The 14,335-nt window shown below is 66.1% G+C and carries 13 protein-coding genes, 1 tRNA gene and 1 pseudogene; 13 read left to right on the forward strand and 2 right to left on the reverse strand.

The genetic code is table 11. The annotated features are described in order from the left end of the window. Window positions 1-29: 29 nt before the first annotated feature. The 8 genes and pseudogenes from L6Q21_RS10565 (at window position 30) to L6Q21_RS10595 (ending at window position 6,034) form a co-directional block, all read left to right on the forward strand. Window positions 30-518, forward strand: a complete 489-nt coding sequence (locus L6Q21_RS10565) for a glutathione peroxidase (protein WP_237830722.1) — start codon at window positions 30-32, stop codon at window positions 516-518. 5 nt (window positions 519-523) lie between these two features. Beyond that, window positions 524-1,159 (forward strand): (d)CMP kinase, encoded by a 636-nt coding sequence (gene cmk / locus L6Q21_RS10570; protein WP_237830723.1) that lies wholly within the window; start codon window positions 524-526, stop codon window positions 1,157-1,159. Between the two features lie 128 nt (window positions 1,160-1,287). Beyond that, the gene (rpsA, locus tag L6Q21_RS10575; protein ID WP_237830724.1) at window positions 1,288-3,012 is read left to right on the forward strand and encodes a 30S ribosomal protein S1; all 1,725 of its coding nucleotides are present in this window, start codon (window positions 1,288-1,290) and stop codon (window positions 3,010-3,012) included. Between the two features lie 135 nt (window positions 3,013-3,147). After that, window positions 3,148-3,426, forward strand: a complete 279-nt coding sequence (locus L6Q21_RS10580) for an integration host factor subunit beta (RefSeq protein ID WP_237830725.1) — start codon at window positions 3,148-3,150, stop codon at window positions 3,424-3,426. Between the two features lie 169 nt (window positions 3,427-3,595). Further along, window positions 3,596-3,681 (forward strand) — tRNA-Leu (locus L6Q21_RS10585). Window positions 3,682-3,955: 274 nt separating this feature from the next. Then, window positions 3,956-4,138, forward strand: a pseudogene (locus tag L6Q21_RS18245) (Arm DNA-binding domain-containing protein); the annotation flags it as partial. Window positions 4,139-4,508: 370 nt separating this feature from the next. Then, on the forward strand, window positions 4,509-5,243 hold the full coding sequence (locus tag L6Q21_RS10590) for a PEPxxWA-CTERM sorting domain-containing protein (RefSeq protein WP_237830726.1): 735 nt from the start codon (window positions 4,509-4,511) through the stop codon (window positions 5,241-5,243). Window positions 5,244-5,404: 161 nt separating this feature from the next. Next, window positions 5,405-6,034 carry a TerC family protein gene (locus L6Q21_RS10595; protein ID WP_237830727.1) on the forward strand — a complete coding sequence of 210 codons (630 nt, stop codon included), beginning with the start codon at window positions 5,405-5,407 and terminating at the stop codon, window positions 6,032-6,034. A gap of 76 nt (window positions 6,035-6,110) precedes the next feature. Here the strand turns inward: L6Q21_RS10595 and L6Q21_RS10600 are convergent, their stop codons facing one another. Together L6Q21_RS10600 and L6Q21_RS10605 are read right to left on the reverse strand one after the other, a co-directional pair. After that, entirely contained in the window at window positions 6,111-7,076 is a 966-nt protein-coding gene (locus L6Q21_RS10600) for a quinone oxidoreductase family protein (protein WP_237830728.1), read from the reverse strand. Next, a complete protein-coding gene (locus tag L6Q21_RS10605; protein WP_237830729.1) occupies window positions 7,073-7,999 on the reverse strand; it encodes a glycerophosphodiester phosphodiesterase family protein in 927 nt (308 codons plus the stop codon). Before L6Q21_RS10605 ends, L6Q21_RS10600 begins: the two co-directional genes overlap by 4 nt. Window positions 8,000-8,161: 162 nt before the next feature. Here L6Q21_RS10605 and L6Q21_RS10610 point away from each other — a divergent pair, with 162 nt between their 5' ends. From L6Q21_RS10610 to L6Q21_RS10630, 5 genes are read left to right on the forward strand one after another with little or no spacing between them, the layout of a single operon-like run. Beyond that, the gene (locus L6Q21_RS10610; protein WP_237830730.1) at window positions 8,162-9,778 is read left to right on the forward strand and encodes a GMC family oxidoreductase; all 1,617 of its coding nucleotides are present in this window, start codon (window positions 8,162-8,164) and stop codon (window positions 9,776-9,778) included. Beyond that, the gene (locus L6Q21_RS10615) at window positions 9,775-10,914 is read left to right on the forward strand and encodes an epoxide hydrolase family protein (protein WP_237830731.1); all 1,140 of its coding nucleotides are present in this window, start codon (window positions 9,775-9,777) and stop codon (window positions 10,912-10,914) included. Before L6Q21_RS10610 ends, L6Q21_RS10615 begins: the two co-directional genes overlap by 4 nt. Before the next feature lie 54 nt (window positions 10,915-10,968). After that, window positions 10,969-11,517 (forward strand): DMT family transporter, encoded by a 549-nt coding sequence (locus tag L6Q21_RS10620; protein ID WP_237830732.1) that lies wholly within the window; start codon window positions 10,969-10,971, stop codon window positions 11,515-11,517. Window positions 11,518-11,559: 42 nt separating this feature from the next. Beyond that, window positions 11,560-13,701, forward strand: coding sequence for a S9 family peptidase (locus L6Q21_RS10625; protein ID WP_336246239.1), 2,142 nt, complete (start codon window positions 11,560-11,562; stop codon window positions 13,699-13,701). Further along, window positions 13,701-14,096 carry an acyl-CoA thioesterase gene (locus tag L6Q21_RS10630; protein WP_237830733.1) on the forward strand — a complete coding sequence of 132 codons (396 nt, stop codon included), beginning with the start codon at window positions 13,701-13,703 and terminating at the stop codon, window positions 14,094-14,096. The genes L6Q21_RS10625 and L6Q21_RS10630 overlap by 1 nt, the downstream gene beginning before the upstream one ends. The last annotated feature ends 239 nt before the right edge of the window (window positions 14,097-14,335 follow it).

Here is a 14,335-nt window from a genome sequence, read left to right on the forward strand (position 1 = left end):
AGGTGGCGGGGGGAGGATTGGAGACAGCAATGGCCGACGACATCTACCATCACCGCGTCAGGATGCTGGACGGGCGCGAGGTGAGCCTTGCCGATTACAGGGGCCAGGTGCTGCTGATCGTGAACGTCGCTTCCAGATGCGGGTTCACGCCGCAATATACCGGACTGGAAGAGCTCTATCAGCGCTTCAGGGACAAGGGCTTCACCGTGCTGGGCTTTCCCTGCAACCAGTTCGGCAAGCAGGAACCGGGCGACGCGGCGGAGATCGCGAAATTCTGCTCGACCACCTATCCCGTCACCTTCCCGGTGTTCGACAAGATCGAGGTGAACGGCGAGAACGCCCACCCGCTCTACGAGCAGGTGAAGGCGGCGGCGCCGGGGCTTTTGGGCTCGACCACGGTGAAGTGGAACTTCACCAAATTCCTGGTGAACCGCGAAGGCGAGGCGGTGGAGCGCTTCGCGCCGACGATGAAGCCCGCCGACATCGCCCCGAAGATCGCGAAGCTGCTGAGCGAATAACCCCGATGCCGCTGATCGCCGTCGACGGCCCGGCCGCTTCCGGCAAGGGCACCATCGCCCGTGCGCTGGGGCGGCACTTCGGCGTGCCGCATCTGGACACGGGGGCGCTTTACCGCGCCGTGGCGCTGGCGGCGATGCGCGCCGGGCTGGCGCTGGACGACGGCAAGGCCATGGGCGCGCAGGCGATGGCGCTGGACCTGTCGCTGCTGGAAGACCCGGAGCTGCGCGGCGCGGCCGCCGGCGAGGCGGCTTCGCGGGTGTCGGCGTTGCCGGAGGTGCGGGCCGCGTTGCTGGCGTTCCAGAAGGCGTTCGCGGCGCAGCCGGGCGGGGCCGTGCTGGACGGGCGGGACATCGGCACGGTGATCGCGCCGGAAGCGCAGGCCAAGCTGTTCGTGACGGCCACGGCCGAAACCCGCGCCCGCCGGCGTTTCCTGGAACTGACCTCCGCCGGGCGGGATGTGGCGGAGGAGCGGGTGCTGGCCGATATCGTGGCGCGCGACGCGCGCGACATGGGCCGGGCCGACGCGCCGCTCCGGCAGGCGGCGGACGCCGACTTGCTAGATACGAGCGATTTGGATATAGCCGCAGCCGTTCGGCAGGCTGTGGAACTTGTGTCCCGGCGGCTGGACCGGATCTCCTGACAGACGGCGCCGAGGGACCAGCTCTCGCGCGCCCTTGGCTGTTTGGCCGATTCGCGGATCAACTCCAACCCCGGCGGACCGCCTTCAAGGACCGTGCGGCCGGCGGGTTCAATGACGATAGGATGTTCATGGCTTCCAGCGCAATGCCCACCCGCGACGATTTCGCCGCGCTTCTCGACAAGTCCCTGGGCGAATCCCAGAGCTTCGAGGGGAAGGTGGTGAAGGGGCGGGTCACCGCCATCGAGAATGACCTGGTGGTGATCGACGTGGGCCTGAAGTCGGAAGGCCGTATCTCCATCCGGGAATTCACCCCCCCCGGCCAGGCGCCGCAGGTGAGCGTGGGTGAAGAAGTCGAAGTTTATGTGGACCGTGTGGAGAACGCCTTCGGCGAAGCCATGCTGTCCCGCGACCGGGCGCGCCGCGAAGCCGCCTGGGACAAGCTGGAAACCCAGTTCAACGCCGGCGAGCGCGTGGAAGGCACGATCTTCGGCCGCGTGAAGGGCGGCTTCACCGTCGACCTCGGCGGCGCCGTGGCCTTCCTGCCCGGCTCGCAGGTGGACATCCGCCCGGTGCGCGACGTGACCCCGCTGATGGGCATCGCCCAGCCGTTCCAGCTGCTGAAGATGGACCGCAAGCGCGGCAACATCGTGGTTTCGCGCCGGAGCATCCTGGAGGAAACCCGCGCGGAAGCCCGCACCGGCCTGATCCAGAGCCTGTCCGAAGGCCAGGTGATCGACGGCGTGGTGAAGAACATCACCGACTATGGCGCCTTCGTGGACCTGGGCGGGATCGACGGCCTGCTGCACGTGACCGACATGAGCTACAAGCGCGTCGGCCACCCGAACGAAGTCATCAACATCGGCGACACGGTGAAGGTGCAGATCATCCGCATCAACCGCGACACCCAGCGCATCAGCCTGGGCATGAAGCAGCTCGAGAGCGATCCGTGGGAAGGCGCCGACGCCAAATATCCGGTGGGCGCGAAGCTTTCGGGCCGCGTGACCAACATCACCGAATATGGCGCCTTCATCGAGCTGGAGCCGGGAATCGAGGGCCTCGTCCACGTCTCGGAAATGAGCTGGGTGAAGAAGAACGTCCACCCGGGCAAGATCGTTTCCACCAGCCAGGAAGTGGATGTGATCGTGCTGGAAGTGGATGGCGAGAAGCGCCGCATCTCGCTCGGCCTGAAACAGGCGCAGCGCAACCCGTGGGAAGTGTTCGCCGAAGAGCATCCCGTGGGTTCGGTCGTGGAAGGCGAAGTGAAGAACTCCACGGAATTCGGCCTGTTCATCGGCCTGCCCGGCGACGTGGACGGCATGGTGCACATGTCGGACATCGCCTGGGGCGTTTCCGGCGAAGCCGCGCTCCAGCTCCACCACAAGGGGGAGATGGTGAAGGCGCAGGTGCTGGAAGTCGATGTGGAGCGCGAGCGCATCTCGCTGGGCATCAAGCAGGTGTCGGGCGAAACCGCTTCCGGCGAGACGGCGGGCGAAAGCGCCCCCGCGGCGGCCGGCGAGTATCGCAAGAACCAGGTGGTGACGGCGATCGTGCGCGAAGCCCGCGACGGCGGCATCGAGGTGCAGATCGGCGAAGACGGCCCGACCGCCTTCATCAAGCGCTCCGACCTCTCCCGCGACCGCGACGAGCAGCGCCCGGAGCGCTTCCAGATCGGTCAGAAGGTCGACGCGCAGGTGGTCGGCTTCGAGCGCGGCAAGCGCCCGATGCTGTCCATCAAGGCGATGCAGATCTCCGAGGAAAAGCAGCAGGTTGCGCAATATGGCTCGTCGGATTCCGGCGCCTCGCTGGGCGACATCCTGGGGGCCGCCCTCAACAAGGCGAAGCAGGACGGCTGAGGCCTTCGGGCCCGGCCTTTGCGGCAGCTTATCGGGGGGCGGCGCGCAAGCGTCGCCCCTTTTGCTTTAGGTTGAAGGGGTTGACCGACTCTGGCGGGCATCTTCATAGTGGTGGATGCAGGGGAGATTTTCACCATGATCCGATCCGAGCTTGTGCAGAAGATTGCCGACGAAAACCCGCATCTGGGGCCGCGCGAGGCCGAGCGCGTCGTCTCGACCATATTGGACGCCATCACCGACCGGCTGGCCGAAGGCGGGCGTGTCGAGTTGCGCGGCTTCGGCGCCTTTTCCACCCGGGGGCGTGGCGCCCGCACCGGCCGCAACCCCCGCACCGGCGCCTCCGTCGATGTGGACGCCAAGCGCGTGCCGCACTTCAAGCCGGGCAAGGAGCTTCGCGAAAAACTGAACATGTGACCGGGTAGACGACCCGGCACAGGGCGCTTGCCTGCGGCGCGGCCGCTTCTGTGCACCGCTTCTCTGCCGCGTCTTTCCAGACAGCGATGTCGCGGGCGCAGAAGCGCGACAAGCCGGATTGACCGGCGACCTGCCCTGCCCCATTCAGACGCACAATCCCCCAACGCCTGCGGACGTGGCGAAACTGGTAGACGCACGGGACTTAAAATCCCTTGGGCTTTGCTCGTGCGGGTTCGAGTCCCGCCGTCCGCACCAAGTGACGATTTCTCACTTTTCCATAAGGGACCATGCGTCCCAAAATAATATAAGAAAAATCAATGACTTGTATTTCCAATAGGGAGCCATGTGTCCCATGCTGTCCCAAACGCATTTTGTGATGCTGTTGTTACTGGAGGCAGGAATGTTGTGATGGCTCGGCATAAAATTGGGAGTGAACCAGGGTGAAGCTGACGGATATGGCATGCCGGAGGGCAAAGGCGGCCGATAAGCCGCATCGAATCGCGGACGGCGGTGGACTCTATCTGCGGGTGTACCCAGCGGGGCGAAGCTCTGGGAATTGCTATATAGCTTCCAGGACAGGCAGCGCACATTGTCGATGGGGGGCTATTCTGCTGTGTCGCTATCCGACGCGCGGGCACTTCGCGACTGCGCCAAGCGGGATATCGCCTTCGGGCGCGATCCGGCCGACGTGAAGCGCCATGTCCGAGAATAGCATGCTGTTTGCGCTCTACCGCATGGGCTTCCACAGCAAGCAGACAACGCAAGGCCTCAGGCGACTGTTTTCCACCATCCTGAACAAACATGGGTAGAATCACGACTGCATCGAAATCCAGCCTGCGCACGGTGAGGGTGACGCAATCCGGGGGGCATATAACGCTGCCGAGTATCTGCCGGGCCGCGCGGAAATGGTGCAGTGGTGGGCCGACCGTCTGCAGCCGGTTGATCGGCGATATAAGGATTTGTTGGGATGAGGTGTGAGGCAAGTTGGCCCGACCGCTTTGCCGCCGCAAAGCGTTAACCATTCGGCCACTTGACCGCATCCGAGTCTCAGCTAATTCGGCGTAGTATTTATTGGAGTAGCTATGCGTCTTCCTCTTTTTCTATATTCTGCTGTGTTGATTTCCTCGCCGGCGGTTTCTCAAACCATTGTCGAACGGTTCCCACCTCAGGGCGCTATACCGGGAGTCGTCACACGGACGGCCTATCCCATCGCCAACTTGATGGGGCGAGACATGGGCCAGACCATTACGGTTGGAAATGCGGGGTTGCTCACGAGCTTCGAGATCATGCTTGCGGGGGTTATCCCGACAGACGCTTCGCCGATTGTTACCGTATCCTTGTTTGACGGAGTCGACGGAAAATCCCTCGGTGTAGGCGCCATCCCGGTTCCTCAAAACCTGAGCTATCAGAACCAGTGGTACGGTTTTGATATTGCCGGCCAAGGAATATTCCTGAACGATGGTCAGCAGATTTTCGCCACGGTCGAAATGAATCAGATGCTCCGCCCGGGTTTGGATGTGGCGTGGTATGGCTGGGCCGCTCCGGAAGGTCTGCAATATGATGGTGGCCAGTTTTTGATTCGCAACGATTGCGAAATGCACTCGCACGTAGCTGGTTGCGGGATTTGGTTTAAGCCAACGGACTTTCAAGGACTTTCTATCGACATGTCCTATCGAATGACAATCGATACTTCGGTTCAACCGCATGCTGTGCCGGAGCCTCTGACATGGGCATTGATGATAACGGGATTCGGGATGGTGGGTGCCGCTGCGCGCATTCGCCATCGTGAGCATGCGCAAGTAAACCAGCCGATCTGAACGGGCCGATCGAACTCCAAGCACGAATGCGCCGTCCGCACCAATGGCGGTCGTGCCCGGCGAAGGACGGTGGAGGGCGGGCCTCTCGACCGGCTTTGGGCGAATAGCTCCCATCGCGTTTCCGCGCTTTGCAGCGGGCAGGCTTTCCTCTAGCAGGCGACATGGACTTCTCTTTTCTGAGCGAGCCCGGCGCCATGCAGGCGCTGGGCAAGGTCGTGATGATCGACCTGGTGCTGGCCGGCGACAACGCCATCGTCATCGGCGCGCTCGCCGCCGGCCTTCCCGCCGCCGAGCGCAAGAAGGTCATCGCGCTGGGCATGGTGGCGGCGCTCGTCATGCGCATCGCCTTCGCGCTGGTCGTGACGCAACTGCTCGACATCGTCGGCATCCGGCTGGCCGGCGGCCTGCTGCTGCTGTGGGTCTGCTGGAAGATGTATCGGGAACTGAAGCCCGACACCAAGGTGGTGCTGGACGACGGCACGGTGCTGCACGATGCGCCGCCCGCCGCGAAAACCTTCTGGGGCGCCGCCTGGGCGGTCGCCATCGCCGACCTTTCCATGAGCCTCGACAATGTGCTGGCCGTTGCCGGCGCCTCGCACCAGCATACCGAGATCATGGTCTTCGGGCTGGTGCTGTCGGTGGCGCTGATGGGGATCGCCGCCAACTATATCGCCCGCCTGATCGAGCGCTACCACTGGATCGGCTGGATCGGCCTTGCCATGATCTTCTATGTGGCGGTGGAAATGATCATCACCGGCGGCCGCCCGGTGGTGGACATGGTGATCCACTGATCTTCCGCCGCCCGCCGATGCGGCGGGCGGCCTTCGGAGCCCCGGAAATCAGGGCCCGTAAATCAGGGCTCTAAAATCAGGGGATGAGAAGCGAGGAGCCGACGGTTTCGCGCGCTTCCAGCGCCCGGTGGCAGCGCTCCGCCTCGGCCAGCGGGAAGGTCTGGCCGATATGCGCCCGCAGCACGTTCGAGCGGATCTTCTGGAAAACCGCCGCCGTGCCGAGCGCCACATCTTCGGGCGTGCCATAATAGTCGGCAACGCTCGGGCGGGTGGCGAAGAGCGAGCCCTTGCGGACGAGGATGGTGAAATCCACCGCGCCAACCGGGCCGGAGGCGTTGCCGAAGCTGACCATCAGCCCCCTTCGCTTCAGCGAATCCAGCGAGCTTTCGAAGGTGGATTTGCCGACCCCGTCCAGCACATGGTCCACGCCATGGCCGCCGGTGAGCTCGCGGACCTTCAGCGGCACATCCGCATAGTCCAGCACATGGTCGGCACCTGCCTCGCGCGCGAGCGCGGCCTTTTCCGGCGAGCCGACCGTGCCGATGACGGTGGCCCCGACGGATTTCAGCCATTGGCAGAGCAGCAGGCCGACACCGCCGGCGGCCGCGGGCACCAGCACCCGGTCGCCCGCCTTAACCCGCGCGCAGCGCTCGACCAGCGCTTCCACCGTGCAGGCCTTCATCCAGAGCGCGGCCGCCTGCCGGTCGGAAATATCGTCCGGCAGCTTCACCAGCGCGGAAGCCGGCACGATCCTGTGGCTGGCGTAGGCGCCGGGCTGGAACAGCATGTAGACGACCCGGTCGCCCGCCTGCAGCCCCTCGACGCCGGCGCCCGTCGCCTCGACCACGCCGGCCGCCTCGATTCCGAGGCCGGCGGGCATCGGCAGCGGGTAAAGCCCCGAGCGGTGGTAGGTGTCGATGAAATTGACGGCGATGGCCGTGTGCCGAACGCGGACCTCGCCCGGGCCGGGTTCGGCGACGCTGATGTCGACGTAGCGCATCACTTCGGGGCCGCCGGGGGCGTCGATGCGAATCGCTTTCATGGCTTTCCTCCGATCAGGCAGGGGGTTCCGTCTCGCCTGGCGGACTTCAGCGCCCGCCAGGCGTCCACTGGCCGGTCGCTGGCGATGAGGGCGACTCCGCGCGCGGCGAGATCGGCGTATTCCGTTCCCTTGCCGTCCGCCATGTAGATGTCGTCCAGCCGTTCACCGGGCTTGCCCAAGGTGCCGGTGATGGCTTCCACCTGCGCCGCGTCCATGCGGGCGATCAGCTCCGGCGAGGGTTCGCGCACGCCGGTGAAACCCAGCATGCGCGGGTGGCGCATGGCCAGCAGCTTGGCGGTTTCCGCTTCGGTGCGGCCGCTGGCCGAGACCATCATCTCCGGCGCGGCGCGCATCGCCTTCAGCGTGTCGTCGAGATCATAGGCGATGAGGATCACCTGCCGCTCGGTCCGGGTGTCGCGGATCATCGCCACCACATCGTTGGCGGTGACTCCCCGCTTCAGGTCGAGCTGCAGGATGGCGCCGTTGCGCCTGGCCCAGATGAGGGCCTCCTCCAGAGTCGGGATTCGGTCCTCCAGCACATTTCCGGCGGCGTCCTTCAGATAGAGCTGGCGCAGCTGCCGATAGCTGAGATCGGAAAGCCGGCCGCTGCCGGTGGTGGTGCGGTCGACCGTTTCGTCGTGCATCAGCATCAGCACGCCGTCGGCCGAGCGGGCGACATCGACCTCGATCAGGATCGGCCCGCGCTTGATGGTGTCGCGGAAGGAGTGGAGGCTGTTCTCCGCCGCGCCCGGGTCTTTCTGGCCGCGATGCGCCGACACGAGCGCCAGCCGGTTGGTGCGCAGGCAATCGAACACCCAGCTCAGTTCGGGATGCTCGCGGGCGTGGCGGCGGTGGGTGTCGACGCTTTCGACGGCGCAGCCGGCGAGCAGGATCGGGATCATCAGGGCGAACAGACGACGCATCGAACCGGACCCTAAACGCGCCGCCGCCCGATCGGAAGGGCGCATGCCCCGCCGCCGCACGGCTCGCCGCAAATCCGCGAGATTTGGTGAGGGTTGCGGGCGGCGAAGCGGAGGCTAGGCTGCGACCAAAGCTGCGGGAAGAAGCGGCGGGAGGATATGGACGTGGACGAGACATATGATTTCGTGATCGTGGGCGCGGGTTCGGCCGGTTGCGCGCTTGCGGCTAGGCTTTCGGAAGACCCTGGCACGAAGGTGACCCTGCTGGAGGCGGGCGGGCCGGACAAGGCGATGCTGATCCACATGCCGGGCGGAATCGGCGAGATCGTGCCGCCGGAAAAGCAGAGCGAGCTGAACTGGAGCTACTGGACGGAGCCGCAGGCGCATCTGAACGGCCGCCGCCTGTTCTGGCCGCGCGGGAAGACGCTGGGGGGATCCTCCTCGATCAACGGCATGGTCTATATCCGCGGGCATGGCAGCGATTACGACCGCTGGGCGCAGGCCGGCTGCACCGGCTGGGGCTGGGCGGACGTGCTGCCCTGGTTCCGCAAATGCGAGGACAGCGACCGGGGGGCGAACGAATGGCATGGCGCCGGCGGGCCGCTGGCGACCAGCCGGCGGATGCTGCCGCACGCGCTGAACAGCGCCTTCATCGACGCGGCGGTGGAAGGCGGATGGCCACGCACCGAGGATTTCAACGGCGCGCAGTTCGAGGGCGCGGGCAGCTATGACAGCACCATCAAGGGCGGGAAGCGCTGGTCCGCCGCCGCCGCCTATCTGACGGAAGAGGTGAAGCGGCGGCCGAACCTGAGGATCGTCACCGGGGCGCTGGCCGAGCGCATCGAGTTCGAAGGCCGGCGCGCCGTCGGCGTGCGCTATTCCGGCGGGCGGCTGGTGCGCGGGCGGCGGATCATCCTGTCGGGCGGGGCGATCAATTCGCCGCAACTGCTGCTGCTGTCGGGGGTAGGGCCGGCCGCGCAGTTGCAGGCGCTGGGGATCGCCTCCGTCGCCGACCGGGGGCAGGTGGGGCGCAATCTGCAGGACCATCTGGACGTTCTGGTGCAATGGCGGTGCCGCGAGCCGATCACCCTCAACGCCAACACCAACAAGCTGGTGAAGCTGATGACGGGGCTGAAATGGATCTTCGGCAAGTCCGGCCATGCGAGCTATATGCCGACGGCCGCCGGGGCCTTCGTTTCCACCCGCGAGGGGCTGGCCGCGCCCGATATCCAGATGCACTTCATGCCGGTGAAAGGGAATGCCCATGGCGCCGGCGGCTTGCAGCCCGAACATGGCTATCAGGTGCATGTGTGCCAGGTGCGGCCGGAAAGCCGGGGCGCGTTATGGCTGAAGTCCCCCGACCCGGCCGCGCATCCGGCGATCGACCCCAATTATCTCTCCGCCCCTGAAGATGTGGAGACGCTGCTGAAGGGGGTGGAGATCGCCCGCGCCATCGGCCGGCAGCCGGCGCTCGCCCGCTACAACGCCGGGGAAGCCTGGCCGGGCGAGGCGGTGCAGGGGGCCGCGCTGCTGGACAGGCTGCGCGACTGGGCGGAGACGATCTACCACCCGGTCGGCACCTGCCGCATGGGCGCGGACGGCGATGCGGTGACCGATATCGGCCTCCATGTGAACGGCGTCGAGGGGCTGATGGTGGTGGACGCCTCGGTGATGCCCTGGCTGGTTTCCGGCAACACCAATGCGCCGACGATCATGATCGCCGAGAAGACCGCCGCCGCGATCAGGGGCGAGCTGAAGGCCGGCGCGCGGAAGGCGGCATGAGCGCAGAACCCTTCCGCATCCCCGTGAACCCCGAGGAAGCCGCCTGGGTGCGGCGGCGGGTGGAGGAGTATCGCTTCTTCGAGGAGCCGGAAGGGCATCGATGGGAGCATGGCGCCAACCGCGACTATATGCAGCGGCTGCGCGCGCATTGGCTGGAAAGCTATGACTGGGAAGCGGCCGTGGCGCGGCTCAACCGCTTTCCCCACTTCCGGGTGGAGGTGGAGCCGGGCTTTCGCCTCCACTGCCTGCACCGGCGGAGCTCGCGGGCCGACGCGCGGCCGCTGTTGATCGCCCATGGCTGGCCGGGGTCGATCATCGAGTTCGAAAGCATCGTCGAGCGGCTGGCGGAGCCGGAGGATGCGAACCTGCCCGCCTTCCATGTGGTGGCGCCCTCGCTGCCGGGCTACGCCTGGAGCGACCGGCCGAAATCCCCCATCGGGCCGCGCGCGGTGGCCGGGCTTTACGAGCGGCTGATGCAGGCGCTGGGCTATGAGCGCTTCCTCTATCAGGGTGGCGACTGGGGTTGCGTGATCGGCGGCTGGATCGGGCTGGACAGCGCCCATGTGGAGGCGATCCACCTGAACGGCTATGGCCTGCGCGGCGCCGACATGCGGGTGACGAGCGAGGCCGAGAAACGCTGGATGGCGAAGGCCAGCCGGCTGCGGGCCACCGAGACCGGCTATCTGATGCTGCAAGGGACGAAGCCGCAGAGCCTGGGCTTCGCGATGATGGACAGCCCGATGGGCGTCGCCGCCTGGTTCGCGGAGAAATATTGCGGCTGGTCCGACCTCGACCGGAAGGCGGTGGACCCGCCCTTCCCGATGGACACGCTGCTCGACACGATCATGGTCTATCTGTCGACGCGGACTTTCCTGTCGGCCACCTGGATCTACCGCGGCCTCTATCTGGAGGGCGGCTTTTCCATGCCGGAAGGGCGGCGGGTGGAGGTGCCGGTGGGCGTCGCCGCCTTCCCGCACGACCTGCTGGCCTTCCCGCCGCGCCCGATGGTGGAGCGGGCCTACAATGTGGTGCATTGGACGGACATGCCGCGCGGCGGGCATTTCGCCGGGCTGGAGGAGCCGGAGCTGCTGCTGGCGGACCTCAGGGCCTTCGTGGCCGGCCTGCATGGGAGCTGAGCCGCTTTCGGGGGGATGACCTTTCCCGGCACAACGGTCTAAGGGCTGGGCATCATGTCTTCGGCTCTGCCCTCCCCTGTCGATACCCCCGCCCGTTCGCCCTGGCCGTTCGTCGCGCTGATCCTGGGGTCCGCCTGCCTCGCCTTCGGACCGCTGCTGGTGCGGCTTTCGGATACGTCCGCCATCTCCTCCAAGCATCTGGCCGGAGACCTGCTGTGCCTGCTGGGCGCGGGCTTCTACGCCGGCTATCTGATCGTGGTGATGCGGCTGCGCGGGCGGCTTTCCACCGCCACGCTGCTGGCGATGAGCACCGCTTTCAGCGCGCTGATCCTGCTGCCGGTGGCGATTCTGGCGCCGGGCAGCTTCTGGCCCGGGGACTGGCGGCCGCTGATGGCGCTGGCGGTCAGCAGCCAGCTTGTCGGCCAGGGGCTGCTGGTGTTCGCCAGCGGCTCGCTGCCGGCCGCCGTCATCGGGCTGGGCCTGCTGGTGCAGCCGATCCTGTCGGCGACGCTGGGCTGGCTGATGTTCGACGAGACGATGGGGCCGGTGGAACTGCTGGGGGCGGGCATCATCTGCGCCGCGCTGGTGCTGGTGCGGCGCTGACACGCTTGCGGGGCGAAGGGCCGCCGCGCTAGTGTCGGCCGCATGGATCGACGCACATTCGTGGCCGGCAGCCTTGCCACCGCCCTCCCCGCTTCTCCCCTTCTCGCCCAGACCGGAAAGCCTAAGATGCAGCCTCCCATCGCGCGCCGCGGGGACCATAGGTTCACGCTGCACGGAATCACCGTGGAAGACCCCTATGCCTGGCTTCGGGACAAGGATTATCCCAAGGTCGACGACCCGGAGGTGCTGGCCTATCTGAAGGCCGAGAACGCCTATTTCGAAGACCGCATGCGCGACGCCTCGATGCTGACCGAGGCTTTGTTCGAGCAGATGAAGGGGCGCATCAAGGAGGACGACAGCTCCGTTCCCCATCCGGACGGCGACTGGCTCTACTGGTGGGCGTTCGACCCGAATGTTCCGGGCGGCTCGCAATATCGCAACTGGTACCGCAAGCCACGTGCCGGCGGCGAAGCGCGGATCATCCTCTCCGAGCCGGCGCTGGCGGAGGGGAAGGAATATTTCCGGCTGGGGGAAATGCAGGTCTCGCCCGACGGGAAGCTGATTGCCTGGTCTGCCGATACCAACGGCTCGGAGCGGTTCGTGCTGAAGGTGCGCGACATCGCCACCGGCCAGGATCTGGAGACGGTGGCCGAGGATTCGCTGGGCAGCATCGCCTGGTCGTCGGATTCGAAGTCGCTCGTCTGGGCGCAGGCGTCCGCCGAGTGGCGGCCGACGAAGATCTGGCTGAAGAAGCTGGGCGCCGCCAGAAGCGCGCTTCTCTACGAGGAGAAGGAGGCCGGCTACTGGGTGCAGCCCAGCCTCACGCAGGACAGGAAGCATATCCTGCTGAGCAGCTTCACGCAGATGACGAACGAGATCCGGCTGCTGGACGCGGCCGATCCCGCGAAGCCGGCCAGGCTGGTGCGGCCGCGCAAGGAGAATGTCCGCTATTCGATCGACGCCCGCGGCGACACGCTGTTCGTGCTGACGAACGACGAGCATGTGAATTTCCGCATCGCCACCGCCAGACTGGCCGATCCGGGCGTCTGGACGACGCTGGTGGCGGGGTCGGACGAGGTCTATCTGACCGACATCACCGCCTTCACCTCCTATCTGGCGGTGGAGGAGCGGGTTTCCGGGCTGGACAATATCCGCCTGATCTTCCCCGACGGGACCGAGCGCCGGGTGCAGTTCCCCGAGGCGAGCTACACCGCCAGCCTCGGCAGCAACGCCGAAGCCGACGCGCCCGAGCTTCGCATCGGCTATTCCTCCATGGTGACGCCGAACACCGTGTTCGACTATCGCGTGGCGAACGGCGAGCTGGCGACGCTGAAGGTGCAGGAAATCCCCAGCGGCTATGACGCCAGCCAATATGCGACCGAGCGGCTGATCGCCACCGGGCGGGACGGGACGAAGGTGCCCGTCTCCATCGTGTACAAGAAGGGCTACAAGAAGGACGGCTCGCAGCCGCTGCATGTCTATGGCTATGGCAGCTATGGCATCGCCATGCCGCCCGCCTTCTCGTCCACGCGGCTGTCGCTGCTGGACCGGGGCTTCGCCTATGCCATCGCCCATATCCGTGGCGGCGACGATTTGGGCTACCAATGGTATCTGGACGGCAAGCTGGAGAAGCGGGAAAACACCTTCAACGACTTCGTCGACGCGACCCGCTTCCTGAACAAGCAGGGCTTCGGCCGGCCGGGTTTCAACTCGGCGAGCGGCGGTTCGGCCGGCGGCTGGCTGATGGGCGCGGTGGTGAATCAGGCACCCGAGCTTTGGGGGGCGATCGTCGCGCATGTGCCCTTCGTGGACATCGTCAACACCATGCTGGACGAGACGCTGCCGCTGACGCCCGGCGAATGGCCGGAATGGGGCGATCCGCGGCAGGACGAGGTGGTGCTGAAGCGGCTGATCCGCCTGTCCCCCTACGAGCAGACGGTGGCGCGCGCCTATCCGCCGATGCTGATCACCGGCGGCCTTTCCGACCCGCGCGTGACCTATTGGGAGCCGGCGAAATGGGCCGCGCGGCTGCGGGCGGTGAAGACCGACGACAATCTGCTGCTGCTGAAGATCAACATGGGCGCCGGCCACGGCGGCAAGTCCGGCCGTTACGACCGCTTGCGCGAGACCGCCGAGGAATATGCCTTCATCCTGATGGCGCTGGACGGGCAGGCGAAAGCCTGATGCCTGCCCCCTTTCGCGTGGTGCTGCGGCCGGAAGCCGCCGACATCGACGAGAATGGGCATGTGAACAACATCGTCTATGTGCGCTGGTTGCAGGATGTGGCAACCGCGCACTGGGCGGCCGTCGCCCCGCCGGAAGCGCAGGAGCATTTCATCTGGTGGATATCCCGCCACGAGATCGACTACCGCGCCGCCAGCCATCTGGGCGAGGAACTGCTGGCGGAAACCTGGGGCGAAAACCCCAAGGGCGCGCGCTTCGACCGCTGCACGCGGATCACCGGGCCCGATGGCGGCGTGCGGGTGGAGGCGCGCACGACCTGGGTGATCATGGACCGGGCTTTGCAGCGGCCGGCGCGGCTGCGGCCGGAGATGGTGGCGCTGTTTTTGCGGGATTGAGGTTTTTTGAAGGGGCTCTGCCTCTTCACCCCGGCAGGGAAATGATTTCCCTGCACCCTCTTTTTGTTTGGTTGTGGGGGATTGGGGCGGTTGGGTTGGTGGTGGGGTTTGATTGCCTGCGGCGCTGGTTTTGGTGGGTGGGTGGTTTTGCTTCTTGAGCCTTGTGGGTGTGGGACGGTCCCACCCCACCCCAACCCCTCCCCTGACAGGGGAGGGGCTTATGGGTGCTCTCTTGCGGA

The organism is Sandaracinobacteroides sayramensis (assembly GCF_022014495.1).
Classification (GTDB): domain Bacteria; phylum Pseudomonadota; class Alphaproteobacteria; order Sphingomonadales; family Sphingomonadaceae; genus Sandaracinobacteroides; species Sandaracinobacteroides sayramense.

Bases quoted from the DNA above. Each gene is read 5' to 3' on its own strand.
- L6Q21_RS10565 (WP_237830722.1), top strand. From the start codon at position 30: ATGGCCGACGACATCTACCATCACCGCGTCAGGATGCTGGACGGGCGC.
- cmk (WP_237830723.1), top strand. From the start codon at position 524: ATGCCGCTGATCGCCGTCGACGGCCCGGCCGCTTCCGGCAAGGGCACC.
- rpsA (WP_237830724.1), top strand. From the start codon at position 1,288: ATGGCTTCCAGCGCAATGCCCACCCGCGACGATTTCGCCGCGCTTCTC.
- L6Q21_RS10580 (WP_237830725.1), top strand. From the start codon at position 3,148: ATGATCCGATCCGAGCTTGTGCAGAAGATTGCCGACGAAAACCCGCAT.
- L6Q21_RS10590 (WP_237830726.1), top strand. From the start codon at position 4,509: ATGCGTCTTCCTCTTTTTCTATATTCTGCTGTGTTGATTTCCTCGCCG.
- L6Q21_RS10595 (WP_237830727.1), top strand. From the start codon at position 5,405: ATGGACTTCTCTTTTCTGAGCGAGCCCGGCGCCATGCAGGCGCTGGGC.
- L6Q21_RS10600 (WP_237830728.1), bottom strand. From the start codon at position 7,076: ATGAAAGCGATTCGCATCGACGCCCCCGGCGGCCCCGAAGTGATGCGC.
- L6Q21_RS10605 (WP_237830729.1), bottom strand. From the start codon at position 7,999: ATGCGTCGTCTGTTCGCCCTGATGATCCCGATCCTGCTCGCCGGCTGC.
- L6Q21_RS10615 (WP_237830731.1), top strand. From the start codon at position 9,775: ATGAGCGCAGAACCCTTCCGCATCCCCGTGAACCCCGAGGAAGCCGCC.
- L6Q21_RS10620 (WP_237830732.1), top strand. From the start codon at position 10,969: ATGTCTTCGGCTCTGCCCTCCCCTGTCGATACCCCCGCCCGTTCGCCC.
- L6Q21_RS10625 (WP_336246239.1), top strand. From the start codon at position 11,560: ATGGATCGACGCACATTCGTGGCCGGCAGCCTTGCCACCGCCCTCCCC.
- L6Q21_RS10630 (WP_237830733.1), top strand. From the start codon at position 13,701: ATGCCTGCCCCCTTTCGCGTGGTGCTGCGGCCGGAAGCCGCCGACATC.